Origin of the sequence: Vibrio gazogenes (assembly GCF_002196515.1) — a bacterium.
GTDB lineage: Bacteria > Pseudomonadota > Gammaproteobacteria > Enterobacterales > Vibrionaceae > Vibrio > Vibrio gazogenes_A.
In genome coordinates this window covers 1,956,267-1,980,736 of sequence record NZ_CP018835.1, presented here as the reverse complement: position 1 = coordinate 1,980,736, position 24,470 = coordinate 1,956,267, and the positions used below count along the sequence as shown (strand labels likewise).

19 protein-coding genes and 3 pseudogenes are annotated in these 24,470 nt (G+C 45.1%); 7 read left to right on the top strand and 15 right to left on the bottom strand.

What is annotated here, in order from left to right; all coding sequences use genetic code 11:
* The first annotated feature begins 61 nt into the window (after window positions 1-61).
* Both uca and atzF read left to right on the top strand, forming a co-directional pair.
* Complete coding sequence (uca, locus tag BSQ33_RS08925) at window positions 62-3,715, top strand: urea carboxylase (protein ID WP_088133884.1); 3,654 nt, start codon at window positions 62-64, stop codon at window positions 3,713-3,715.
* Entirely contained in the window at window positions 3,715-5,496 is a 1,782-nt protein-coding gene (gene atzF / locus BSQ33_RS08920) for an allophanate hydrolase (protein ID WP_088133883.1), read from the top strand. The genes uca and atzF overlap by 1 nt, the downstream gene beginning before the upstream one ends.
* A 77-nt stretch (window positions 5,497-5,573) precedes the next feature.
* Here the strand turns inward: atzF and BSQ33_RS21560 are convergent, their stop codons facing one another.
* Window positions 5,574-5,750 carry a hypothetical protein gene (locus BSQ33_RS21560; protein WP_157721373.1) on the bottom strand — a complete coding sequence of 59 codons (177 nt, stop codon included), beginning with the start codon at window positions 5,748-5,750 and terminating at the stop codon, window positions 5,574-5,576.
* On the opposite strand from BSQ33_RS21560, the gene BSQ33_RS08915 reads away from it, so the two are divergent.
* On the top strand, window positions 5,749-7,002 hold the full coding sequence (locus tag BSQ33_RS08915) for a valine--pyruvate transaminase (protein WP_088133882.1): 1,254 nt from the start codon (window positions 5,749-5,751) through the stop codon (window positions 7,000-7,002). The genes BSQ33_RS21560 and BSQ33_RS08915 overlap by 2 nt on opposite strands.
* Before the next feature lie 105 nt (window positions 7,003-7,107).
* Here BSQ33_RS08915 and BSQ33_RS08910 read toward each other — a convergent pair whose 3' ends face one another.
* The 6 genes from BSQ33_RS08910 to BSQ33_RS22215 form a co-directional block, all read right to left on the bottom strand.
* The gene (locus tag BSQ33_RS08910; RefSeq protein ID WP_021021438.1) at window positions 7,108-7,614 is read right to left on the bottom strand and encodes a GNAT family N-acetyltransferase; all 507 of its coding nucleotides are present in this window, start codon (window positions 7,612-7,614) and stop codon (window positions 7,108-7,110) included.
* Between the two features lie 130 nt (window positions 7,615-7,744).
* Complete coding sequence (locus tag BSQ33_RS08905; protein WP_088133881.1) at window positions 7,745-8,368, bottom strand: sulfite oxidase heme-binding subunit YedZ; 624 nt, start codon at window positions 8,366-8,368, stop codon at window positions 7,745-7,747.
* A 60-nt stretch (window positions 8,369-8,428) separates the two neighbouring features.
* Window positions 8,429-9,430, bottom strand: a complete 1,002-nt coding sequence (msrP, locus tag BSQ33_RS08900) for a protein-methionine-sulfoxide reductase catalytic subunit MsrP (RefSeq protein WP_088134561.1) — start codon at window positions 9,428-9,430, stop codon at window positions 8,429-8,431.
* 361 nt (window positions 9,431-9,791) lie between these two features.
* On the bottom strand, window positions 9,792-10,235 hold the full coding sequence (locus tag BSQ33_RS08895; protein ID WP_021021435.1) for an Hsp20 family protein: 444 nt from the start codon (window positions 10,233-10,235) through the stop codon (window positions 9,792-9,794).
* Between the two features lie 329 nt (window positions 10,236-10,564).
* On the bottom strand, window positions 10,565-10,960 hold the full coding sequence (locus BSQ33_RS22220; RefSeq protein ID WP_420070629.1) for a TnsA endonuclease N-terminal domain-containing protein: 396 nt from the start codon (window positions 10,958-10,960) through the stop codon (window positions 10,565-10,567).
* Between the two features lie 675 nt (window positions 10,961-11,635).
* Window positions 11,636-11,806: a helix-turn-helix domain-containing protein gene (locus tag BSQ33_RS22215; RefSeq protein WP_420070608.1), complete on the bottom strand. Its 171-nt coding sequence runs from the start codon at window positions 11,804-11,806 to the stop codon at window positions 11,636-11,638.
* A 633-nt stretch (window positions 11,807-12,439) separates the two neighbouring features.
* Here BSQ33_RS22215 and BSQ33_RS08875 point away from each other — a divergent pair.
* Both BSQ33_RS08875 and BSQ33_RS08870 read left to right on the top strand, forming a co-directional pair.
* Complete coding sequence (locus tag BSQ33_RS08875; RefSeq protein WP_088133878.1) at window positions 12,440-13,177, top strand: helix-turn-helix domain-containing protein; 738 nt, start codon at window positions 12,440-12,442, stop codon at window positions 13,175-13,177.
* Window positions 13,178-13,183: 6 nt separating this feature from the next.
* Window positions 13,184-13,813 (top strand): annotated as a pseudogene (locus BSQ33_RS08870) (IS630 family transposase); the annotation flags it as partial.
* A 12-nt stretch (window positions 13,814-13,825) separates the two neighbouring features.
* On the opposite strand, the pseudogene BSQ33_RS08865 reads toward BSQ33_RS08870, so the two are convergent.
* The 4 genes and pseudogenes from BSQ33_RS08865 to BSQ33_RS08850 form a co-directional block, all read right to left on the bottom strand.
* A pseudogene (locus tag BSQ33_RS08865) lies at window positions 13,826-14,062 on the bottom strand (transposase family protein); the annotation flags it as partial.
* Between the two features lie 107 nt (window positions 14,063-14,169).
* Window positions 14,170-14,802 (bottom strand): LysE family translocator, encoded by a 633-nt coding sequence (locus BSQ33_RS08860; RefSeq protein WP_088133877.1) that lies wholly within the window; start codon window positions 14,800-14,802, stop codon window positions 14,170-14,172.
* Complete coding sequence (locus BSQ33_RS08855; RefSeq protein ID WP_088133876.1) at window positions 14,790-15,536, bottom strand: hydrolase; 747 nt, start codon at window positions 15,534-15,536, stop codon at window positions 14,790-14,792. The genes BSQ33_RS08860 and BSQ33_RS08855 overlap by 13 nt, the downstream gene beginning before the upstream one ends.
* Before the next feature lie 2 nt (window positions 15,537-15,538).
* A complete protein-coding gene (locus BSQ33_RS08850; RefSeq protein ID WP_088133875.1) occupies window positions 15,539-16,360 on the bottom strand; it encodes a 2OG-Fe(II) oxygenase in 822 nt (273 codons plus the stop codon).
* 315 nt (window positions 16,361-16,675) lie between these two features.
* On the opposite strand from BSQ33_RS08850, the pseudogene BSQ33_RS21975 reads away from it, so the two are divergent.
* Window positions 16,676-16,914, top strand: a pseudogene (locus BSQ33_RS21975) (serine recombinase); the annotation flags it as partial.
* A gap of 122 nt (window positions 16,915-17,036) precedes the next feature.
* Here BSQ33_RS21975 and gyrB read toward each other — a convergent pair.
* The 4 genes from gyrB to dnaA all read right to left on the bottom strand — a co-directional run bounded on the left by gyrB (window position 17,037) and on the right by dnaA (window position 23,195).
* Window positions 17,037-19,451, bottom strand: a complete 2,415-nt coding sequence (gene gyrB / locus BSQ33_RS08840) for a DNA topoisomerase (ATP-hydrolyzing) subunit B (RefSeq protein ID WP_021021433.1) — start codon at window positions 19,449-19,451, stop codon at window positions 17,037-17,039.
* 19 nt (window positions 19,452-19,470) lie between these two features.
* Window positions 19,471-20,550, bottom strand: a complete 1,080-nt coding sequence (gene recF / locus BSQ33_RS08835) for a DNA replication/repair protein RecF (protein ID WP_088133874.1) — start codon at window positions 20,548-20,550, stop codon at window positions 19,471-19,473.
* 42 nt (window positions 20,551-20,592) lie between these two features.
* On the bottom strand, window positions 20,593-21,693 hold the full coding sequence (gene dnaN, locus BSQ33_RS08830; RefSeq protein WP_088133873.1) for a DNA polymerase III subunit beta: 1,101 nt from the start codon (window positions 21,691-21,693) through the stop codon (window positions 20,593-20,595).
* A gap of 98 nt (window positions 21,694-21,791) precedes the next feature.
* Window positions 21,792-23,195: a chromosomal replication initiator protein DnaA gene (dnaA, locus tag BSQ33_RS08825; protein ID WP_021021430.1), complete on the bottom strand. Its 1,404-nt coding sequence runs from the start codon at window positions 23,193-23,195 to the stop codon at window positions 21,792-21,794.
* A gap of 394 nt (window positions 23,196-23,589) precedes the next feature.
* On the opposite strand from dnaA, the gene BSQ33_RS08820 reads away from it, so the two are divergent.
* Window positions 23,590-24,339 carry an amino acid ABC transporter substrate-binding protein gene (locus BSQ33_RS08820; protein WP_027694352.1) on the top strand — a complete coding sequence of 250 codons (750 nt, stop codon included), beginning with the start codon at window positions 23,590-23,592 and terminating at the stop codon, window positions 24,337-24,339.
* Window positions 24,340-24,470: the final 131 nt, after the last annotated feature.

The window sequence follows — 24,470 nt, the reverse complement described above, 5'->3', positions numbered from 1 at the left end:
GGGACGACCCCGATTCTGCTCACAATACCAACGGGACGACCCGACAATAACGGAATCACTTATGTTGAATAAGGTATTGATTGCTAACCGCGGTGCGATTGCCTGCCGGATAATCAGAACACTCAAGCAGATGAATATCACCAGTGTCGCGGTATACAGTGAAGCGGATGCGGAGAGTCTGCATGTCCTTCAGGCTGATGAAGCTTACTCTCTCGGAGACGGCGCTGCGGCCGCGACTTATCTCGATCAACAAAAAATCATCGCACTGGCTAAATCCTGCAAAGCGGATGCGATTCATCCCGGTTACGGTTTTCTGAGTGAAAACCCGGCATTTGTCACTTTATGTGAACAATCCGGTATCACTTTTCTCGGCCCGACACCGGAGCAGATGACAACCTTTGGCCTGAAACATTCCGCCCGGGCAATTGCTTCACAGGCCGAGGTGCCTCTGCTGCCGGGCAGTGATCTCATCAGCCATCTCGAAGACGCACAAACACAGGCAGAGCAAATCGGCTATCCGGTGATGCTCAAAAGTACCGCCGGAGGCGGCGGTATCGGGATGCAGCGCTGTAATCATGCCGCAGAGCTGGCCCAATCGCTGGACTCGGTACGACGACTCAGCGAAAACAATTTCAGTCACAGCGGTATTTTTTTAGAAAAATTTATCGAACAGGCTCGCCATATTGAAGTTCAGATTTTCGGCGACGGACAAGGACAGGTGATCGCCCTCGGTGAACGGGACTGCTCGGCACAACGCCGCAACCAGAAAGTCATCGAAGAAACCCCGGCCCCCAATCTGAGTGAGAGCACACGTCAGGCGCTCCGCCAGACAGCAATTCGGCTGGCAGCCGCCGTCAACTACCGCAGTGCCGGAACCGTTGAGTTCGTCCTTGATCAGCAAAGTGAACAGTTCTATTTTCTGGAAGTAAATACGCGTTTACAGGTCGAGCATGGCGTCACAGAAGAAGTCTTCGGCATCGATCTGGTTGAATGGATGGTGCAGCAAGGGGCAGGCACCCTCGACTTATCAGCATGGCAGCACGACCGACAGCCCGACGGCCATGCCATTCAGGTGCGCCTTTATGCTGAAGACCCGAATAAAAACTTCCAACCCAGTGCCGGATTAATCAGCCATGTCGAGTGGCCGCAACTGCCGGGCGTCCGTATCGAACACTGGATCGAAGCCGGTGTTGAGGTCTCCCCATACTTTGATCCGATGCTGGCAAAAATCATCGTCCACGGAGCAAACCGCGCTCAGGCGCTGGCCCGAATGACACAAGCCCTCGGTCAGCTCAGTCTGTACGGTCCAACCCATAATCAGGCGTATCTGCAACAACTGATTCAGACCCCGCTGTTCCAAGACGGTCAGATTCTGACCCGCAGTCTGGATGACTTCGTTTATCAACCGCATACTGTCGATATTCTCAATGGCGGTACCCAAACCACGATTCAGGACTATCCGGGTCGTCAGGGGTACTGGCATGTCGGCGTACCGCCATCAGGGCCGATGGATTCCCTCAGCTTCCGGCTGGCAAATCAGTTGCTGCACAATGATGACCATTGTGCCGGGTTGGAGATCATCGTGACCGGTCCGACCCTGCGGTTCAATATGAACAAGCAGATTGTCCTGACCGGTGCAACGATTCAGGCCACGCTGGATGATGAACCGCTGCAAATGGGGGTTGTCACTCAAGTGAATGCCGGACAAACCTTACGACTCGGTAAGATTACCGGCCCCGGAGCCCGGAGCTATCTGGCCGTTGCCGGCGGTTTTCAGTGTCCGGATTATCTTGGCAGCAAATCAACGTTTACCTTAGGTCAGTTCGGTGGGCATACCGGACGCGCGCTACGCAGCGGTGATGTGCTGCAACTCGATCCATCGCCGTCTGGTCGAACAGCGGAAAAAGTCACGGCACATCCGGCTGCACTGCCGGAACTGTCCGATAGCTGGCAGATTCATGTCATGTATGGTCCGCATGGTGCGCCAGACTTTTTCACGAATGATGATATTCAGGCATTCTTTGCCGCCAGTTGGACGGTGCATTTCAACTCTAGCCGGACCGGCGTCCGTTTAGTCGGCCCCAAACCGGACTGGGCGCGCCCGGACGGCGGAGAAGCAGGGTTGCACCCGTCGAACATTCACGACAATGCTTATGCGATCGGCACCATCGATTTTACCGGTGATATGCCGGTCATTCTGGGACCGGACGGCCCCAGCCTAGGCGGATTCGTCTGCCCAGCCACCGTAATCAAAGCCGATTTGTGGAAAATCGGTCAGCTCAAAGCGGGAGATAAAGTTCACTTTGTGCCGGTTTCACTGACCGAAGCGGAAGATGCCGAGCAGCAGCAACACGCTCAGATCAGCCAATGTCAGGTCGAACCTTATTCATTCACACCGGTACAACCAGACACCCCGATCGTGGCCGAAATTCCGGCATCGGCCAATCAGCAGCAGGTTGTCTATCGCCAGTGTGGTGAAGATTTTCTGCTGGTGGAATATGGCCCTCAGGTATTGGATATCCGTCTGCGTTTTCGCGTCCATGCGCTCATGCTCAGACTGGAACAATGTCAACTCTCCGGCGTTCATGAGCTGACACCGGGTATTCGTTCCCTTCAGATTCACTATGACAACCTGCACCTGCCACGCCAACAACTGCTCGACACGCTGATCGAATTAGAGCAGCAACTTGGTGATATTGAACAGTTAACGGTACCGGCGCGCATTGTTCACCTGCCTCTGTCTTGGGACGATGAAGCCACTCGACTGGCAATTCGTAAGTACGAAGAAGTCGTCAGAAAGGATGCACCATGGTGTCCGGATAATATTGAATTTATTCGCCGGATTAATGGCCTTGAGTCCGTTGATGACGTCAAACAGATTGTCTTTGATGCCAGCTATCTGGTTATGGGACTGGGCGATGTTTATCTCGGTGCTCCGGTTGCAACACCGCTGGATCCGCGCCATCGATTGGTCACCACCAAATACAATCCGGCCCGTACCTGGACCCCAGAAAATGCGGTCGGTATCGGTGGTTCGTATTTGTGTGTGTATGGAATGGAAGGTCCGGGAGGTTATCAGTTTGTCGGACGAACCCTACAAATGTGGAACCGCTATCGAACCACCCCTTATTTCCAACAACCTTGGCTGTTGCAATTTTTTGATCAGATTCGTTTCTATCCGGTCAGTGCCGATGAGTTACAAACCATTCGTCGCCAACATCCGCTCGGGCAGTATCCATTAAAAATAGAAACAACCACCTTTTCATTGGCAACGTATCAAACGCTGATCGACAACCATGCCGATGCGATTACGCAGTGCAAATCCCGTCAGCAGGCGGCTTTCGAAGCCGAAAGACAGCGCTGGGCGGACAGCGGTCAGGCGAATTTTATTGCTGAAGATGTCACGTTGGAAGCCACACCAGAGCGCGGGGAACTCGATGAAGGCTGTGAAGCAGTAGAAAGTCATGTCACCGGTAATATCTGGCAAATACAGGTTCAACCCGGCCAAACCGTGACAGCAGGCGAAACCATTGCAGTCCTCGAAGCGATGAAAATGGAGCTGGAAGTGACCTCACCGATCAGCGGCACGGTTGAAACCATTTGCCATACGACAGGTTCACCGATTCAGGCCGGCCAGCCTATTTTAACCATTCGTACGGCTGATTCAGCCAGTTTAACGACTCATTCTGTTTCAAGCAGTAAGGAAGCGAACTGATGACCATCCTCACTATCACACAATTACAGGAAGCGTACCGCTGCAAAGAACTATCGGTACGTCCCTTTTTACACCAACAACTGAAGCTGGCTCAGGATGACTCACACCATGCCTGGATCAGTACAATCACTGCGGCACAACTCGATCAATATCTTGATGCGTTGTCTGCCTATGATATCGATGAACTCCCGCTGTACGGTGTTCCTTTCGCGATCAAGGACAATATCGATCTGGCCGGGCTGGCAACCACCGCCGGGTGTGAAGCGTATCGCTACCATCCGGAAAATTCCGCTTTTGTGGTCGAGCGGCTGATCGCTGCCGGCGCGATTCCGCTCGGGAAAACCAATCTCGATCAGTTTGCAACCGGACTGGTCGGAACCCGCAGTCCGTGGGGAGCAACCACCAACAGCTTCAATCCCGAATATATTTCCGGTGGCTCAAGTGCGGGCAGTGCTGTGGCGGTGGCGACCGGTCAGGTTCTGTTTGCACTGGGAACCGATACCGCAGGCTCCGGCCGGGTGCCGGCTGCTTTCAATCATATTTACGGGCTCAAACCCACCAAAGGGCTGCTCAGTTGTCGTGGTGTGGTGCCAGCCTGTCGCAGCCTCGACTGCGTCACTTTCTTTACCAGCCACGGTGAAGATCTGGCTTTGCTGTATCAGGTCGCAGCGAGCTATGATCGTCAGGACAGCTACGCCCGCCCGGATGTTCATCCTCTCCATACGGCTCCGAAAACGACGTTTCAGGGGTTACGCATCGGCGTACCGCAAGCGGAACAACTGAATTTTTTCGGCAATCAGGCGTATCAGATCGGCTTCGAACAAGTCATCGAAAAACTGACAGCCCTTGGTGCAGAACTGGTCCCGTTTGATTTGTCTCCGTTTCTCGCTGCGGCCAGACTACTGTATCAGGGGCCATGGGTTGCTGAGCGTTATGCTGCCATTCAGCCATTTTTCGAACAGGATGCCTCACGCTGTCTGCCGGTGATTCAGACCATCATCGGTCAGGCAGAACAGTTGTCAGCCGTTGAAACCTTCCAAGGCTTCTATCAATTGCAGGATTACCAAGTGACGTGTAATGCCCTGCTGGATGATGTGGATGTTGTGCTCACACCGACCACAGGGACGACCTATACGATTGAAGCCGTCAATCAGGATCCGGTGACACTCAACAGTAATCTCGGTTACTACACCAACTTCATGAATCTGCTCGATTACTGCGCCATCGCAATCCCGGGCGGATTTACCGACGCAGCCATGCCGTTCGGCTTTACGCTATTCGGCCCCGCATTCTCTGACAGAATCCTGATGGATCTGGCTTGCGAATGGCAACAACGCATTCGTTTACCCGTCGGCGCCAGTGGCCTGTATCCGCCTCAGCGTTCACACCTTGATCTGCTGGTCTGTGGTGCACATATGCAAGGGTTGCCGCTCAACCACCAGCTCACCCGCGTCGGTGCCACCCTCAAACAACGCACCCAAACAGCAGCAAACTATCGCTTGTATGCTCTGGCTGGCTCTCCGCCGCAACGTCCCGGTCTCATCCGCAATGAAACCAAAGGTACCATGATTGATGTTGAAGTCTGGTCTGTCCCAGTTGAAGCGATCGGTACCCTGCTCGACCAGATTCCCCATCCGCTCGGTTTAGGAACCGTCGAGCTGGCTGACGGCCTCTGGGTCAAAGGATTCATCTGCGAACCAATCGGCCTCAGTCATGCAACAGATATTAGTCACTTTGGCGGCTGGCGGCATTATCTTGATTCACGCTCACATGAAGCGTAATCCTCACCCCGGTTGCTCAATCGACCCTGAAACCCTGAATCAGTGAAGGAGAGAAATAAACAGGTAAGAGTTGCTTTTCAATTAAAAATCATTACGGTTAAACCTAGTATGATGTGCTGGCGGAATCGAAGGTAATCACGAGAGAGCCGCAATGTAATCACCATCGCAATGCAAGCACCATACTGATGCACCGGCATCATTTCCGGCAACGAAAAGCGATTCTTTCCTATAAAAATATCAGGTAACTCAGTCATGCAGTTCTCTTCGTTTGGTGAAAAATTTAACCGATACTCAGGTATCACTCGGCTCATGGATGATTTGAATACTGGCCTTCGCACTCCGGGCGCCATTATGCTCGGCGGCGGAAACCCAGCCGCCATTCCGACCATGCTCGATTATTTTCATCAGGCGAGTCAGTCGCTACTCGATAGCGGTGAACTGGTTGCCGCCATGGCAAACTACGATGGCCCGCAGGGGAAAAATACCTTTCTGCGATCACTGGCAGCGCTGCTCAGAGAAAACCTCGGTTGGGCAATTACGGAAAAAAATATTAGTCTGACCAATGGCAGTCAAAGCAGCTTTTTTCATCTGTTCAATCTACTGGCCGGCAAACAAACGGACGGTTCACATAAGAAAATTCTGCTGCCGTTGGCTCCGGAATATATTGGTTACGGGGATGCGGGTATCCATGAAGATATGTTTATCTCGTACCGGCCAGAAATCGAAATGCTTGAGCATGGCCTATTTAAATATCATGTCGATTTCGAACATCTGCAAGTGGACGATTCAATTGCCGCAATCTGTGCGTCCCGTCCAACCAACCCAACCGGCAATGTGCTGACAGATGAAGAGATCCTCAGGCTGGACCAATTAGCACGTCAGCATCATATTCCACTGATTATCGACAATGCTTATGGGCTGCCATTTCCAAATATTATTTTTGAAGATGTCACCCCGTTCTGGAATGAAAACACCATTCTGTGCATGAGTTTGTCGAAACTCGGTTTACCGGGCGTCCGCTGCGGCATTGTGATTGCCAGTGAAGAAATCACCCAAGCAATGAGCAATCTCAGCGGCATTATTAATCTTTCCCCCAGCAGTATTGGTCCGGCGATCGCCAACCATATGATTGAACAAGGCGATCTACTACGTCTCAGCGCAGATGTGATCCAGCCGTTCTATCGGCAAAAATCCCAATACGCGATCGAATTGCTCCAACAGGCGATTCCTGATCCACGCTTTCGGATCCACAAACCGGAAGGGGCGATTTTCCTCTGGTTATGGTTCGATGAACTCCCGATCACCACAATGGAACTCTATCAACGCCTGAAAGATCGTGGTGTGTTGATTATCCCCGGTGAATATTTCTTTATCGGCCAACAAGAAGAATGGCAACATGGTCACCAGTGCTTACGAATGAATTATGTGCAAGATGACCAGCAGATGCAGAAAGGGATTGCCATCATCGCAGAAGAAGTCGCCAAGGCATATGAGGTCGGCGTTTAACTAATCAGGATTGAACCGAGAGATATCGTCATATTGATAGGAACCATCATGATAAGACCGTTTGGTCCGGGTTGAAAATCATGGCGATATCTGAGGTTGAAGTGGCTAAGCGTTTGAGTCAGTTTCTGTTTTATAAACTGACATCCCCCGCGCCTGATAGTTTGCCAGCGCATGTTCGTGGTCAAGCGTGCAGGTGTGAACCCAGACCCGTTGCGGGTTATCCCAGTGCCACGCAGACTGAAGGGCATGAGTCAGTAAGTAACCGCCAAATCCATGCCCCATAAAATCAGGTGCGAGTCCAAAGTAAGCAATTTCAATATTCCCGTCAGCTTGCTGTTCGAGTTCGTAATAACCGGCAATACTGCCCTGACTTAAAGCAAACCAAGTTCTCAGGTGTGGCGATTCCGCATAGGTTTGCCATTCCTGATCAGAAAGCGCGAGCTTATCCCACCACTGCCAAGGTTCACCGACTAACTGATAAAGATAACGGTTAAAACGATAGTTCTTCACTTGCACTTCAATCACCTCAAACCCTTCCGGTTTGGGCTTTTCATTCAATGCCGTCAGTGAATGCATTTCCAGATAGTATGTGGTGACGTCCTGTTGTTTCATTTCAACTCCGTTGATCAAACTGCTTTGTGACCGGCTGATTGTATCAAAACAATCAGAACGTGTTTGTCCTTATCAAAAAAGAGAGCGGTATCTGCCGGGAATGAATCGACATTGATTCAGAAAAAAACGTTTAATGTGGTTTGACGGGCGCACCGCCCCGACGACGTAAACGAGACTGACAAAAACGCCATAGCAGAGGCAAACGGAAACTCAGCAACACCAAACCAATCACACCATAAAACGCGGCTTCGTAATAACTGGAGCGGACTTGCCAGAACAGGTGAATCCAGCCCAGAATTAACGCCACATAAACCAGACGGTGCAGGGTTTGCCAACGTCTCCCGAGCCGTTTCATCCAGCCTTTGGTTGACGTGATGCCCAAGGCTATCAAAATCAGTAATGCCGGCGCACCAACCAGAATATAAGGCCGCTTCACCAGTTCCGAGCCAAAGAAAGCCAGATTTCCGCCCAAAATAAACTGGTAATAAGCCAACAGATGCAGCAATCCATAAAACAGTGCAAACAGCCCCAACATCCGTCGATGGGGCATTAACCAACGCCATTTCAGATACCGGGCAAATGGAGAGACCGTTAACGTGATCAGCAGAAAACGTAAGGTCCAAAGCCCGGTTTCCAGCACGATAGTTTTCGCCGGATCGCCCCCTAAATTCTGAGTAAACACACCCCACACCAAAAGTGATAACGGTGTACAGCCGAGTATGAAAATCACGATACGACGTAAAGTAACCGGCATTTAATTTCTCCTCACTGCGTCTCCGACGATCAAAACCGATCTCGGCGTTCACGAACTTAATCAGTAGTTACGGGTTAAATCCATCCCCTGATACAAAGACGCTACTTCGTCATAGCCGTTAAATAGCCGTGTCGGAATAATATTTGGGCTCAATAATCCCGAGGGTAAACGTCGCTCTTCTTTCTGACTCCAGCGCGGGTGATCGACCTGAGGATTCACATTGGCATAAAACCCGTATTCATGGGGGGCTAACTGGCTCCATGTCGTCGGCGGCTGTTTTTCTGTCAGTTCAATTTTGACAATCGATTTGATACTTTTGAAACCATACTTCCATGGCACAACCAAGCGAAATGGCGCACCACTCTGATTCGGCAGGGTTTTACCATACAACCCAACTGCAATCATCGTCAGGGGGTGCATCGCTTCATCGATCCGCAACCCTTCGACATATGGCCAGTCAATAGAGCTAAATAAACTGTTCTGTCCCGGCATTTGTTCCGGACGCTCGACTGTCGTAAAAGCAACATATTTCGCTTTACTGGTCGGTTCAAATCGTTTGAGTAACATTGATAAAGGGAACCCGATCCAAGGAATCACCATCGACCAGGCTTCAACACAGCGCAGCCGATAAATCCGTTCTTCTAGTGTGATACCTTTGAGTAAATCTTCTAAATGATAGGTGCCTGCTTTAGTAACTTCACCGCCAATTTGGACTTGCCACGGGAACGGCTGAAAATCCCCGCTCTCATCCGCAGGATCATTCTTGCCGTAACCAAACTCATAAAAGTTATTGTACTGTGTGACATTCTTATAGGGCGTTAACGGTTCATTGATGATTTGCTGATTGGTGCGCGCATCGCGCAACTGCTGCTTGAGCCATTGCGGCGTGTTCGGTTGAAACTCTCCGGCTTCCTGACTGGGTTTGGCCAGTACATTCAGTGATGGGAGTAAGACGCTGGCTCCGAGCGCAAGCGAGCCTTGCATAAATTTCCGGCGAGAACGATAAATGGCTTCCGGTGTCACATCAGCTTCTGTCAGCTGTGGTTTTTTCCTGATCAACATAATCTGTCCTTCCATGCTTTGATGAGCGTTGGTGATGATTTCGCCTTTATCAACTTTCTCTTTACCAAACTTCCCCAACCAAACACCTCTGAACCAAACGTTCCTTAACAAAAAGAGTATCGTGCAATGGTTCTTTTAGCCAAGATGAAAGTGATAAATTCACGCGTGCTCAACGGTCTTGTGTAGATTAGACGGATAAAACGGCAATTTATTACATCAGGTTGAATCTTTTTTTCGCAATGTGTCAATCCCCATCTCTTATTCGAATGCATAATCCGGTAGCAGTCTCACATCAAGGGCGATCAAAAAGAGCGCCATAAGGCGCTCTTTCACAACTTTTCCTAACCGATTTGTCAGCCAATCATGACTCTTTACTTTCGATTAGGTTTTTACCGTTAATCGCAATTTTGCGTGGTTGCATTGCTTCTGGAATTTCACGTTCCAGATCAACATGCAACAAGCCATTTTCCATGGTTGCACCCACCACTTTGACATAATCAGCCAACTGGAACTTACGTTCGAAGTTGCGCTCTGCAATACCTTGATAAATGTATGTTTTCTCATCTTCAGGTTTACGTTCACCTTGTACAATCAGGGTATTTTCCTGTTGGGTGATCTCAAGATCCTGCTCGGCAAATCCAGCGACAGCCATCGTAATCCGATACTGATTTTCGCCTTTTTGCTCGATATTGTATGGGGGATAACCTGAAGAGCCATTTTTTGCGTTGGCGGTTTCCATTAGGTTAAACAGACGGTCAAAGCCAATGGCATTACGGTATAAAGGTGTGAAATCGACAGTTCTCATATTTCTATCCTCTCTATGAAGCAATAGTTTCATGAATTTGAATATGTTCGACTTTCTGTTCAGACGACCCAGAGAGCGAACGGTTGTACTTTGGTTAACGCACCTTCTCGTCAGAGCAAGGCGGTTTTCCGGTTCAGAGGCCCGATATGGCATCCTCTTCATTCATAGATATATGGTCATTCAAATTCGGTTCAAGGGGATCAAATTAATTTTTTTAAAATTTTTTGCCGCTGTCTGTCATACTCGATACATACCGGACACAGACAAAAAAACAGCCACCGAATGGTAGCTGTTTTTCATAAGAACATGGTATGAGCAATAAAATCTCATCAGAAATGTGGGATCTCATAAGTCATGAACTGAATGTTCTCTTGAGCCAGCAAAGAATATGCACAGCTAAGTGACCCAGTAAATTCTGCAAGATCAAGAAAAGTTACAGCCTGTCTACGAGAGAGCCATGATCTAGACTGCTCGATAAGGTCCACACTACACGGATGTGAAAGGTAGGACCTCAGGAATGATAAATTACTCTGTCTGGCTGGCTGATTGAGCTCTTCATCTGTTATTACAATGAAGTAACAGCCATGCTGCTTCCAATAAGTATCTATATTACGAAGTTTAGTTTTTAGTTCGACATTGGCTAACTTACTGGATGGCTTTACTTCTACGTAGATACGCTGGCCAGTTTTTAAACGCAATTCAAAGTCCGGGGTATATTTCTGTATACATCCGTCATTTGATAGGCTTATTGTGACTGGTTGTTCTCTGTAACTAACTACAATTGGAGAGAACTCGAAGAGTAAGCAGGCCTTCTTCTCAAGTTGCGATTCCCAGGCAACTTGCCGGTTATTTTTTTACTGAAGGCAAAAAGCCCACAACTTTTCCTGCGGTCGGCCTAACAGGCTCCCTTGCTCGAATCACTGATGGTTGAGGTGCGGAATTTAGACGCAGCCTAGCTCCCCGCTCGGTTCCAAATGGAACCACGGTATTTTTAATAGACATGAAAAGCCCTTACCCTGAGAGGTAATAAAAATTACTGTTTATGGTTAGATCGTTTACGAGGTCTTGCACTCAGAGCTAGGAAAAGAGATACTTTTGATTCTGACGTCGTAAGTTTCAGACTTACACAGGCACTACGGGGCAGTCCTTACGGGTTGTCCCGTTTTGTTTTTAAGCCATCAAATACTCCTGATCTCGATTCTAGGTTTCGATTTTGATCTGGTATCCATATTCAGAATGTTACGAATAACATTCACTTTATCCGAACTCATTGCCCCGAGATGATCACGTAAATCACGCATCAGAACATACTCTTCAAGCGTTGCGTTATCCGGTAATCAAATCGTTCGCTGAGATTGATCTACTTTGTCCCAGAGCATTTCTTGCTCTTCTATATCCAGCTAAAGAGAATCTATCAGCTTACTTAAAACTTGCTTTGAAGGAGGGCCTTTCTTCCCGTTTTCCATTGCACTCACGTAGCAGGCATTCACACCTAAGTAGTCAGCCAGCTGAATTTGTTGCAACTGACGACTTCGCCTTAGTGATTCCAAATACAATCCAAATGGAGTCATCAATATGTTCCGGGAATAGGTTGATTTGTTACCAGAATAAGGTATCAGAAGGGAATAAATCAAAAGAAAATTTAAATAAAAAACCATGAAAATCAAAGTTATACACTTTGATATATCATTATTAGTTAGTTTAATAAACGAATATGGACACACTGTTAGACAACTTCACGCTATCAAAAAATTACAATTCACTAAGTGAAGCTGCAACAACTTGATTGTTTACAGCTTATGACTGAGTGGTGATTGCCTTGCAATATCTTCATCTTTTAGTGTTTCACCTTACAGTTCTACATGCTCTAATGCAGCTTGCATATAGATCGCCTCGTTGATGTGTGAGAGTGATAAAGTCTCATACTAAAATGGCAGCGATCCCATCGGTGCGCTGCCATTTCTAAAACGGTTATGCCCCATTCCTTGCTAAGGTTGCTTTGCTTTCATTTCTCTATTTTAAATATTTAGCTTACTTTTTCTTATACAAAAAGTGTCAACCGATTTCGCTTTTTTGAAAAGGCAAGATCCTGTTGTTTTGTATAATATAGTTTGTTATCTTACAACCATTGTTGCATATGGGCGAGAGATAGTTTGATTATTTGTATTTATTAATTTCGAACCTTAGGAAAATACATCATCATAATGAGCCAGATTACTTTTAAGAATATAGAAACGTCTCGAACTATAACATTGGACGTCAATCAGAGAATGTTGAAATCCTCTGGACGAGAAATCCATATACAAGACTCTGCTGTACTAGTTTCACTTCATCGTTTGTTTACACGAAAGGAGGGTGTTGTTAAATATAGTGATATTGCTTGTGTTGTAAGAGAGCAAAAATCTGCATTCCATATGGAAGATTGCCCAGATGGTATTATTGCTAATAAATATATTTTTAAGACTCGAAGTATCTTAAAAAATTTAATGATTGATGATTTAATTGTCACAGTTAGAGGACTTGGATATAAAGTCTCTGAAAAGTGGTTATCCATTGTTGACGAAAATAAAGACGAATATCAAAAAGATGCTTTTTTGAATACGATTACTTCAATTATCGATGATTGTATTAAGTATAGTAAAGATGCCGAAATCAGTCATGATAAAAGTGGTTTTTCTTTTATAAAACCTAGTAAAGATAAGGTATTAGAAAACTTCTCCCGAATAGATGATTGTTATAATTCATTTCTAACTTACTATTCAGAACCCGGTAATAGTATTGAGCTTCTTGAACTAAGAGAAAAAATCACTAAGGTACTACTTTACGTAATTTATTGGCGTGTAGGTGATAGTTTGTCCGACGATAAGTTCCGTTCAGACTACAAAAATGAACTAAATCTTTTATTAAGACAAATAAAGCAAGCTATCGATTTAATGAGATAAAAACTGGGGGTCGTCTGGCGCAGAGCTGCACCAACGCTCCATATCAAAGACCCGGAGAAAGAGGAGAAACTTGCCCGTATCAGGCAGGCTTTAGAACAATGTAATATTGACCATCCGGTCTTTTACGAAGATGAGGTGGATATACATCTGAACCCGAAAATAGGTTCAGACTGGATGACTCGGGGCAAAGGTCAGCAAAAGAAAGTCGTCACACCGGGACAAAACGCCAAACATTATCTGGCCGGAGCTCTGCATACGAAGACAGGGAGAGTGACGTATGTCGCCAGCTCCAGTAAGAGTTCAGAGCTATTTATTGCGATGCTAGAATGCTTGAAACACCAGTATCGGCGAGCAAAAACGATCACGCTGATTGCCGATAATTACATCATTCATAAAAGTAAAAAGACGCAAAGTTGGCTGAAGAAAAATCCCAAGTTTATTCTGCTATTTCAGCCAGTTTATTCTCCGTGGGTTAACAAAATAGAAAAGCTTTGGCACGCCTTGCATGAAACAGTGACCCGAAACCATCAGTGTAAAACGATGTGGCAATTATTACAGCGGGTACGTTACTTTATGGATAACGTTTCACCATTTCCCGGCAGTGGTCATGGTTTGATGAAAATGGAGCGTAATTAGGATCAGTTATTTAGAGATAATACGGGCTATCGTATCATCGGCAGGAATATCGTTAATAAACATTCCATTGCGCTTAAACCAATCATGATGACCAAGAATGTATTCGCGAATGTCAAACCATCCTTTTGCTCCTGCAATAACGGCACATAAAGAGCCAAACAATACCTTAAATAAACAATAGGTTACCTTTGCCAATTGGCGTTCATCTGTCACCGCGTGGAAGTATTCTTTAAACTCGTCAATATGCATTGTAGGTAGCTCTCTTTCTTCAAAGGAGCGTATATATTCACAGGTAAATATGATCGTCAACTCGATCGTTTTAATAGGTCAAGAAATGTTCACGATCTTGCCCTGATCTAATAAAAGGTATAAGAACTAATCATATAAAACCCCATAACTGACATAACACTCCCCAAAATTCGATCAATCAAATACACATTATTATTGAATTTTCCCTTGAAAAGTGGTGTGGTAATAAGATAAATAAAAGTTAAATACCATATCATTTGAACAGCCATTATTGAAACTACGATCAATACTAATTGTTCGGTATTCATTGATGGTGTAATAATGATTGAAAATATTGAAATAAAGTACATTGCTGCTTTGGGATTCATAATATTAACGATGAGGCCACTTAAAAATGCAGACGATGTTGAACTGATGGAAGTAGTATCATCCTCTATGTTTTTTTGTTTTGAAAATGACCCCTTTATTGATTTATAACCAAGATAGATAAGATAGCTTCCTCCTAAAATACCAATCACATGAGTAAATAGTTTTGAATGAGCTAATATTGTCGCTAATCCAGCTAAGGAATAGCTCATATGAAACAGCAGCCCAACACATACACCTGCACCGCATAAAATACCGGCTTTACGACCTTGGAATAATGTTTTCTGTGATACCACGACAAAGTCGGGACCGGGAGAAATTGAAGCCATTAAATGAATAGCCAAAATAGAAAGTAATGCAGTTACAAATTCCATTTATTAACTCCGTCAATTAAATAATTTACTTTAATACGGTCTTTTTTACGCTTAATTCGCGTAACCTTAAGACCTTTTAGTTCTGATGTCTTGCCGATGTGTGTTCCACCACAAGGGAGTGGTTTAAACCCATCAATCACGATCATCCTGCATTGAGTCTGTTGAGGTATCAATTGGCTTAATAGTGGTCTAATCGATTGAGCTTCATTTAGATTTAATGTTAACGATTGAATATATCTTGATGATTTATTGACTATTTCATCTATTTTATCATTAATAATTTCAACTGAAAGAACGTCATTTGTCTTTTCATTTTCTATCAATTCAATATACGAAGCATCAGGGTAATGATGACCTTTTGATGGTACTAAGTTACTGTCTAACATTTCGATAATGTTACTCAGTAAGTGACCTGCCGTATGTAATTTGGCATTGGTTAATCTACGCTCAATATCTATGCGTTGTATACATGGTTTACCAACGGACGTTAAGAGAGAAGGATCCAATTTCACTAAATGCGCAATCCCCATTTCGGTTGTTTCTGAGTGGTAAACTTGGTGTGTATTACCATCAATTACTAGTATACCTAGGTCACAGGGTTGTCCTCCTCCTTGTGGGTAAAAAATAGTATCACTACAAAAAATAGCTAATGATTCATCCATTTTTACGACTTTAGTGATTTGAGTCGGAAACTCAGGTAAGTAAGTATCTAGGAGATATTTATGTACATACATGATTAACTCCATATTTGCAGAGCTTTATCTGAACCTTCAAATCCGATAAAACATGACCACGTCAATCTGGAACCTTGTTGTATATTTTCTACTGAGTGAATTCTCATAGGGTTAAATAAAATAAGTTCACCAACTTCCGGAATGATTCGGATATAATTGTTACTCAGGAACTCTTCTTTTACCCCATAACTGCCTTCAATTCGGATTAAATCGTATTCTTCTTTTGAATTTGGCCAGTTATCCCAAAGTATGAGAGCACCACCTTTTTCACTAGTTTGCAGATAAACATTTGCTGTAAGTTGATTGATAATATTTGTACGCATTTCACCGATAAGATCCCAGCTCAATACATCGTTGTGTGGTTCAGCAAAAGAACCTTCTTTAAACTCTCGAACTAATCCTGCGAAAGTTTTGTGGTTATCTATCTCTGCGAGATGGCAATGATTTGGCCACACTTCGCTTAGTTCTAAACGCAAGCGATCGATTGGAGTCAAAAATGGACTTACTTCCTTACGCATTTCTTTTATCCATACTTGTGAGAATTCACGATAGCGCTGTAGCGAAACTTCGTCGTTTTGACATTCAAAGAATGCTTGCCCAACTCGACCAATTTTGGGGGCGTTTACATAGCTACCAAAAAATTCACTATTTCTAATTTTATCGGAAATTGCTTTTGAGTTTCGTTTGCTAAAATATTCGGGTATACGTACTACGTCGATAGTTCGATTAAGCAAGCCTTTTAAATGCCACATTTCAATCTCTTTAGCTGAGATAATATTTTTTGATGATTGTTTCTGAACAGTGTTTAGGTTGGTTGAATCCATGTTTATACCTGAAATTGATTTATTTTGAGGTTCACATGCTAAGTAATTTTTATTTATGAATAAAACACGGATAAATTCGAGATATTTGGATAAAAATTAAATATTATTTCAAATAAAAGTGATGTATTGACAGAGGTTGCCATACTAGGTGTAATCCGAGTAGTTGGGACATCCTATGGTGTGTAATTCGGAAATGTCCAGAAATGAGTTATAACCAGTATGATACTTTAATTCTCAGTTGTAGCTCGATTCAGACTTGGTAGTAGCAATTAGTATGAATTTTTATTTTTGATCACGTTTAATCTAAAACGAACTGCTATCGCGAGAAAAGATTACCAAGATCGCCGCCGCCGTCAGGCTGAAGGAATAAAGAACGTCAAAGAGGAAGGGAAATACAGAGGGCGGTAAGCCGATTCCGGTCTACACCAAAAAATCTATCCGCTACGAGTTATCAATAAGCTGAGTATCAGTGATACCGCAAACTTACCAATGTTTAAGATCGTACAGTAATTCGCGTTGCTAAGAAGTTGGCAAGAGAGCATTCAAAAGGGTAAGAAGCTTATCGTACGTTTTTAGTTCAATTGGGCTTCATACCCCTAAAATTATTAGATAATGAGACATTAGACCACGAAATTGAGATCCCAGACCAGGAAGTCTGAGATCACACAAATGCCGACTAAACGTCCAAGTTAGCCACTTTCAGCGCATTGTCTTCAATGAAGGCACGACGTGGTTCAACTTGATCACCCATCAGCGTGGTAAACAACTCGTCGGCACCGACCGCATCATCAATCGTCACCTGCATCATACGACGCGTTTCCGGATCCATGGTGGTTTCCCACAACTGATCAGGGTTCATTTCTCCCAGACCTTTGTATCGTTGTACCGCCAAGCCACGACGAGATTCTTTCATCAGCCATTGAATGGCTTCAGCAAAGCTATTCACCAACTGTGTCCGTTCGCCCCGCTTAATATAAGCGCCTTCCTCAATCAGCCCATTCAGCTCTTCAGATAAGGAAGCCAATGAGCCGTACTCTTTCGAATTCAGCAGATCGACACTCAGCATATATTCGTAAGTCACGCCATGAGTACGAACCGTAATTTTCGGAGAAACAAGTCCAGTCTCTTGATTTTGTTCAATCTTATAACTGTACTGACTTGCACCGACTTCTTTGGCATTGAGCTGTTCAACTAAGAGTTTGGTCCAGGCTTCAACTTTATCGTGATCAGTACAATCAGCTTCAGTCAGACGAGACATATAAAGAAACTCACAGACCAAAGCATATGGATAACGGCGGCTCATTCGTTCAATAAGTTTCATCGCAGAATTATAACGCTGAACCAATCCTTCCAGAGACCCGCCAGACAGGGCTGGTGCATCAGGATTCACGTGGAATGAAGCCCCATCTAACGCCAGAGAAATCTGATACTGGGTCATTGAATCTTCATCTTTAATATACTGCTCTTGTTTACCTTTTTTGACTTTATACAGCGGTGGCTGCGCAATATAAACATAGCCCCGTTCAATCAACTCAGGCATTTGACGATAGAAAAAGGTCAACAGCAACGTACGAATGTGCGAACCATCGACATCGGCATCGGTCATGATAATGATATTGTGATAACGCAGTTTGTCCGGGTTATATTCGTCACGGCCAATGCCGCACCCTAACGCGGTAATCAGTGTTGCTACTTCCTGAGACGATAGCATTTTGTCAAAGCGGGCTTTTTCAACGTTGAGGATCTTACCTTTCAACGGCAAAATAGCCTGATTTTTCCGGTTTCGGCCTTGTTTGGCAGAGCCACCAGCCGAGTCACCCTCCACAATATATAGTTCAGAAAGGGCTGGGTCTTTTTCCTGACAGTCGGCCAGTTTGCCCGGCAGACCTGCAAGGTCCAACGCGCCTTTACGACGTGTCATCTCACGAGCTTTACGAGCCGCTTCACGGGCACGCGCTGCATCGATAATTTTCGAACAAACAATTTTGGCTTCATTCGGGTTCTCAATCAGAAATTCTGATAATTTTTCACCCATTGCGGTTTCAACCGCAGATTTCACTTCTGAAGAAACCAGTTTGTCTTTAGTTTGGCTGGAGAATTTAGGATCAGGCACTTTCACTGAGATAACCGCCGTCAACCCTTCACGGGCATCATCACCGGAGGTCGATGTTTTCTCTTTTTTGCTGAAGCCTTCTTTGTCCATGAACGTGTTCAGCGTCCGAGTCAATGCCGCCCGGAAACCTGCCATGTGCGTCCCGCCATCACGTTGAGGAATGTTATTGGTAAAGCAGAAAATACTTTCCTGAAAACTGTCATTCCACTGCATTGCGACTTCAACCGTAATGCCATCTTCCCGTTCCTGATTGAAGTGGAAGACGCGGTCATGGATCGGTGTTTTATTGCGGTTCAGGTGCGATACGAATTCCTGAATACCACCTTCATACTTGAAGTGATCCTGTTTGCTATCACGTTCATCGATGAGTTTGATTGAAACACCGGAGTTGAGGAAAGACAGCTCACGCAGACGCTTGGCAAGAATTTCATAATGAAATTCAATATTGGTAAATGTTTCACTGCTCGGCCAGAACCGGACCATCGTTCCGGATTTTTCGGTATCCCCTACGGCAGCCAATGGTGACTGTGGCACACCGTGATGATAAGTCTGAGTATAAATGTGGCCACCACGATGAATGGTCAGGGCAACCTTTTCAGACAAAGCGTTCACAACCGAGATACCCACACCGTGCAAACCACCGGAAACTTTGTACGAGTTATCGTCAAACTTCCCGCCGGCGTGCAGCACTGTCATGATAACTTCTGCCGCAGACACATTCTCTTCCTCGTGAAGCTCAGTCGGAATACCACGGCCGTCATCACTGACAGAGACGGAGTTATCTTCGTGAATTGTCACGATGATGTCTTTACAGTAACCCGCTAACGCTTCATCAATTGAGTTATCTACCACCTCAAAGACCATGTGGTGCAGACCCGTACCATCATCCGTGTCGCCGATGTACATCCCCGGACGTTTTCTGACGGCGTCCAGACCTTTCAGTACTTTAATACTCGATGAATCGTAATTATTCGACATGAGTTACTCTCTTTATTTTTTATCCTTGCTCTATCCGGCCTTGTTCCACATGGAACAATTTGCTGTCTGACATACACATGTCATCCACCTGTTCTCGGGTAATAGAGCTTACAAAAACTTGCGCTCCGGTCGCTTTTAAACAGTCTGCTAACCTTTTACGGCGCTCGCTGTCCAGCTCGGAAGCAAAATCATCAATGAGATAAATACATTGCTTACCCGTTAAGGATGTTAAGTGTTGTCCTTGTGCGACCCGTAGGGCACAAACCATCAACTTAAGCTGACCGCGCGACAAAACATCCTCAACCGGTGTACCGTTCACTTTTATTCTTAAATCCGCTTTATTCGGCCCACTGAATGTGTAACCCAACATTTTATCGCGTTCAAAATTTCTTTCGAGAAGCGTTTGATATAACGTCTCTTTTTCCCAGCCACGATAGTATTGTAACTGGATTTCAAATTCCGGTAAAAATGACTGACACAATGCTTCTGCCACTGGCTTGATTTGCGCCACATAATCGGCACGCCATGCATCAATCTGTTCAGCCAGATGCGCCAATTCCGCATCCCAATATTTGAGTTCTCGATAATCCGTCGCGGTTTTCAGTAACGCATTACGTTGCTTATTCAGACGACGAAAACGTCCCCAAGCCTCAAAAAAAGCCACGACGGAATGAAAGATTCCCCAGTCGAGAAATGCCCGTCGCTGTTTCGGACCATCCGTCAGCAATTCAAAGCCTTCAGGATGAATCAATTGCAGGGGTAATACCTGCGCCAGCTGAGCCAATTTTTGTCCGGCCTGCCCCCCTATTTTAACCTCAACCGTGCCATCGCGCTGCTTATTAATGCCAATCGGTATCTCAATTTGGTCGGGGTTCAAAAAACGGCCATGAACAAACAGCTCCTGACACTCATTTTGGATCACTCTGCCTGTTAAACTACTTTTAAACGAACGTCCGTGACCCAGCATATAAATCGCTTCAAGTACGCTGGTTTTACCGCTGCCATTCGCCCCGATAAGAAAGTTAAAGCCTGATGATAATGAGATATCACAGGCTTTGATATTCCTAAATTGCTGAATCATTAAGCGCGAAAGTGGCATACTTCAATCTATCGTTCGAATGCATTCATTGACTGCTCAGACTTATAACCGGATCGGCATAACGACATACATCGCACTATCGTCTTCGACATTTTCGATCAAAGCACTGGCATTCGAGTCTGACATCGACATTCGGACATTATCGCACTTCAATGTATTGAGGACATCCAGTACGTAACTCACGTTAAAGCCGATTTCTATCGGCTCACCTTCAAAATGAACATCTAACAATTCTTCTGCTTCTTCCTGCTCCGGATTATTCGCTGTAATCCGCATATCACTGCCATCAATATTCAGGCGCACACCGCGAAATTTTTCATTCGACAGAATCGCAGCGCGAGAAAACGCATGACGCAAGATATCACAAGATGCCACCAGCGCTTTATTGGTACTCTGCGGCAACACGCGGCGGTAATCAGGAAAACGACCATCGATCAATTTTGAGGTAAAAATAAACTGATTCACCTCAATACGGATGTTTGCACTACCAATTTGCACGATAACCGGCTGTTCCGGCATATCGAGCAATTTCACCAGTTCCAGAACGCCTTTACGCGGCACGATAATTTGTTGTGCAGCCAATGGTTCCGGTAATGACACTTGAGCAACAGCCATCCGGTGACCATCGGTTGCCACAGAGCGCAATGTTGTCTCTTCGATATCAAACAACATCCCGTTGAGATAGTAGCGAACATCCTGATTGGCCATCGAAAATTGCGTTTTTTCGATCAGTCCACGTAGGTCTGCCTGTGACAAAGTGAGTGATAATTCACTCTGCCAGTCTTCAATATTCGGGAAATCTTTTGCTGGCAACGTTGCCAAAGAAAAACGACTGCGACCGGAACGAATCTGTAATCGATCACCGTCTAATAAAACAGAAATCATCGCATCATCGGGCAGTCCGCGACAAATATCGAGTAATTTGCGGGCTGGCACGGTTACGCGGCCAGGCTCCACATCACCTTCCAGAGCAATTTTACCAACCAATTCAACTTCCAGATCGGTGGCCGTCAGCATGAGGGTATCACCTTCAACCGCCAACAACAGATTACCGAGAATCGGCAATGTTGTCCGTCCACCAACCGTTCCCGATACTTGCTGAAGCGGTTTAATCAAATGGCTACGTTCAATGGTAAATTTCATAGTTCGCTCTTTATTATATGTCACGCCACCGAATCAGGTCGGAGATTGACGACACCGTGCTATTTGTTCTGTATGACGATTAATTTTTTGTCCAGATATCAGGAAGAGAGCGTCCGAATTAGATTGGAATAATCTTCCTTAATATCATGGCTTTCTTCTCTTAACTGCTCGATCTTACGACAAGCATGAAGAACCGTCGTATGATCGCGTCCGCCAAATGCATCACCAATTTCTGGCAAGCTATGGTTAGTTAGCTCCTTTGCCAATGCCATCGCTAATTGACGAGGCCGGGCAACCGAACGTGAACGACGCTTCGACAGTAAATCTGCAACTTTGATTTTATAATACTCAGCCACAGTTTTCTGGATATTATCAATCGTGACCAATTTTTCCTGTAAAGCCAATAAATCACGCAACGCTTCACGGACAAAGTCAATTGTAATCGGCCGACCGGTAAAGTTAGCATTAGCAATGACACGATTAAGTGCGCCTTCAAGCTCACGGACATTCGAGCGCAGTCGTTTGGCAATAAAGAAAGCCACTTCATCAGCCAGATGAATCTGGTGGTCTTCCGCTTTCTTCATCAAAATGGCGACTCGCGTTTCCAATTCAGGGGGTTCAATCGCGACCGTCAAGCCCCAGCCAAACCGGGATTTAAGACGATCTTCTACACCGTGAATTTCTTTCGGATAACGATCGGATGTCAGAATGATTTGTTGATTCCCTTCCAGCAATGCATTGAAGGTGTGGAAAAATTCCTCTTGAGAACGCTCTTTGTTGGCAAAAAACTGAATATCATCGATCAAAAGCGCATCGACGCTACGGTAGTAGCGTTTGAATTCTTCTATCGCATTATTTTGCAGTGCTTTTACCATATCCTGCACAAACCGCTCAGAATGCATATAAACCACTTTTGCTTGTGGGTTATGATCAACGATCGCATTGCCAACTGCATGTAACAGGTGCGTTTTACCTAAACCGGTACCACCGTATAAGAAGAGAGGATTGTAGGCTGCTCCCGGATTATCGGATACTTGTTTTGCTGCTGCGAGACCAAGCTGGTTCGATTTACCTTCGACAAAGTTATTGAACTTATGCTTCGGGTTCATATTCGACCGATAGTTAATCTCGATCGGTGCCGACTCATCATCCCAAGTTTTATGGATGGGTTTTCTGGCTTGCAGTCGGGCAGGCGCTGACGACTCGGCAGCAACATCAGCCGGCGTACGTACCGGCGTGCGTTTCTGCTCAGCAACCGGACGATTGCCAATTTCGAAGCGTAAACTTGGAATATCACTCCCACAATACTCGTTGAGAAGGCGATTGATGCTATTGAGATACTTATCTCGAACCCAATCAAGCACAAAACGGTTGGGGGCGAATAAAGTGAGAGTATTGTCATTGAGCTCGGCTTGCAGCGGTCGAACCCACATACTGAATTCTGTCGCAGGAAGCTCTTCCTGAAGCTGTTGCAAACATTGCAACCAAAGAGAAGATGACACTGTTCCCTCACTCCGATTAGATGATCGATAAAGATTGGCAATTCTACCTGTTGATCTTCAAGATCGCCAGTGATTGATCGTCAATCCTGTAAACTAGATCCAAGTTATTCACACTTTTTGGCCAATTTATTCTTGGATCCACCCCAAATGTCCCTACTTTACCCACATGTTCATGCACAAAAACGTCGATCTTACAAAGTTATCCCCAAATGCGTATAATCACATTTTGTAAAATATAGCGGTTCTCGGTCCTGATAGAGATCATTACAAGAGATAAACAATATGAATGGATATTCATATTTTTATTATAGGTTATGAACCATAACTTATGGTTATTTCTTTTGTTGTGCTATATGTCATTAAAATAAGCGCCCGAAAGATTTTGGAGCTCAACATGAAAAAATGGTTTATTGCTGCAATTGCGGCTCTCACATTGACAACTATCAATGTCCATGCAGCAACAGAGGTAAAAGTCGGCATGTCTGGCCGCTACTTCCCGTTCACGTTTGTTAAAAAAGATGAACTACAAGGATTTGAAGTTGATCTATGGAAAGAAATAGGCAAACGCAATGACTATCAAGTGAAATTTGTAACCGCAAGCTTCTCGGGTCTGTTTGGTCTGTTAGAAACAGGGCGAGTCGATACGATCTCAAACCAGATCACCATCACTGATGCCCGCAAACAAAAATATCTTTTCTCAGACCCATACGTGATTGATGGTGCTCAAATCGCTGTACGTAAAGGTAATAATACCATTCACAGCCTGGATGACCTGAAAGGTAAAACCGTTGCCGTTAACTTAGGTTCTAACTTTGAACAACTGTTACGTGAGCACGATGCAGATCATCAAATCAACATCAAAACTTATGACTCAAGCTTTGAACAAGATGTTGCTCTGGGTCGAATCGATGCTTTTGTTATGGATCGTCTTTCTATTCTGGAAGTGATTCAAAAATCAGGCTTACCACTTCAATTGGCAGGAAAACCATTCGAAACTATTGAGAATGCCTGGCCTTTCCTCAATAATAAAAGAGGTAAGAAGCTTCAGGGTGAAGTCAACAAAGCTCTCGCAGATATGCGTGCTGACGGAACACTGAGCCAGATTTCAGAAAAATGGTTCAATACAGACATTACAAAAAGATAATGAACCATCGGCATGATTCCTGATGAATCATGACACTATATAAACCCACTGTCTGAACCAGCACAGTGGGTTTCTTTTTAAACACACAAATGCATTAACACCAACATTCAGGAATCACTGACCGCTGTCAG

Coding starts and splice junctions, on each gene's coding strand:
- gyrB (WP_021021433.1), bottom strand. CDS start 19,451: ATGTCGAATAATTACGATTCATCGAGTATTAAAGTACTGAAAGGTCTG.
- BSQ33_RS08855 (WP_088133876.1), bottom strand. CDS start 15,536: ATGTATGTACATAAATATCTCCTAGATACTTACTTACCTGAGTTTCCG.
- msrP (WP_088134561.1), bottom strand. CDS start 9,430: ATGTTGATCAGGAAAAAACCACAGCTGACAGAAGCTGATGTGACACCG.
- BSQ33_RS08915 (WP_088133882.1), top strand. CDS start 5,749: ATGCAGTTCTCTTCGTTTGGTGAAAAATTTAACCGATACTCAGGTATC.
- BSQ33_RS08820 (WP_027694352.1), top strand. CDS start 23,590: ATGAAAAAATGGTTTATTGCTGCAATTGCGGCTCTCACATTGACAACT.
- dnaN (WP_088133873.1), bottom strand. CDS start 21,693: ATGAAATTTACCATTGAACGTAGCCATTTGATTAAACCGCTTCAGCAA.
- BSQ33_RS08875 (WP_088133878.1), top strand. CDS start 12,440: ATGAGCCAGATTACTTTTAAGAATATAGAAACGTCTCGAACTATAACA.
- BSQ33_RS08905 (WP_088133881.1), bottom strand. CDS start 8,368: ATGCCGGTTACTTTACGTCGTATCGTGATTTTCATACTCGGCTGTACA.
- BSQ33_RS08850 (WP_088133875.1), bottom strand. CDS start 16,360: ATGGATTCAACCAACCTAAACACTGTTCAGAAACAATCATCAAAAAAT.
- BSQ33_RS08895 (WP_021021435.1), bottom strand. CDS start 10,235: ATGAGAACTGTCGATTTCACACCTTTATACCGTAATGCCATTGGCTTT.
- BSQ33_RS22215 (WP_420070608.1), bottom strand. CDS start 11,806: ATGACTCCATTTGGATTGTATTTGGAATCACTAAGGCGAAGTCGTCAG.
- uca (WP_088133884.1), top strand. CDS start 62: ATGTTGAATAAGGTATTGATTGCTAACCGCGGTGCGATTGCCTGCCGG.
- BSQ33_RS08910 (WP_021021438.1), bottom strand. CDS start 7,614: ATGAAACAACAGGACGTCACCACATACTATCTGGAAATGCATTCACTG.
- recF (WP_088133874.1), bottom strand. CDS start 20,550: ATGCCACTTTCGCGCTTAATGATTCAGCAATTTAGGAATATCAAAGCC.
- BSQ33_RS08860 (WP_088133877.1), bottom strand. CDS start 14,802: ATGGAATTTGTAACTGCATTACTTTCTATTTTGGCTATTCATTTAATG.
- BSQ33_RS21560 (WP_157721373.1), bottom strand. CDS start 5,750: ATGACTGAGTTACCTGATATTTTTATAGGAAAGAATCGCTTTTCGTTG.
- atzF (WP_088133883.1), top strand. CDS start 3,715: ATGACCATCCTCACTATCACACAATTACAGGAAGCGTACCGCTGCAAA.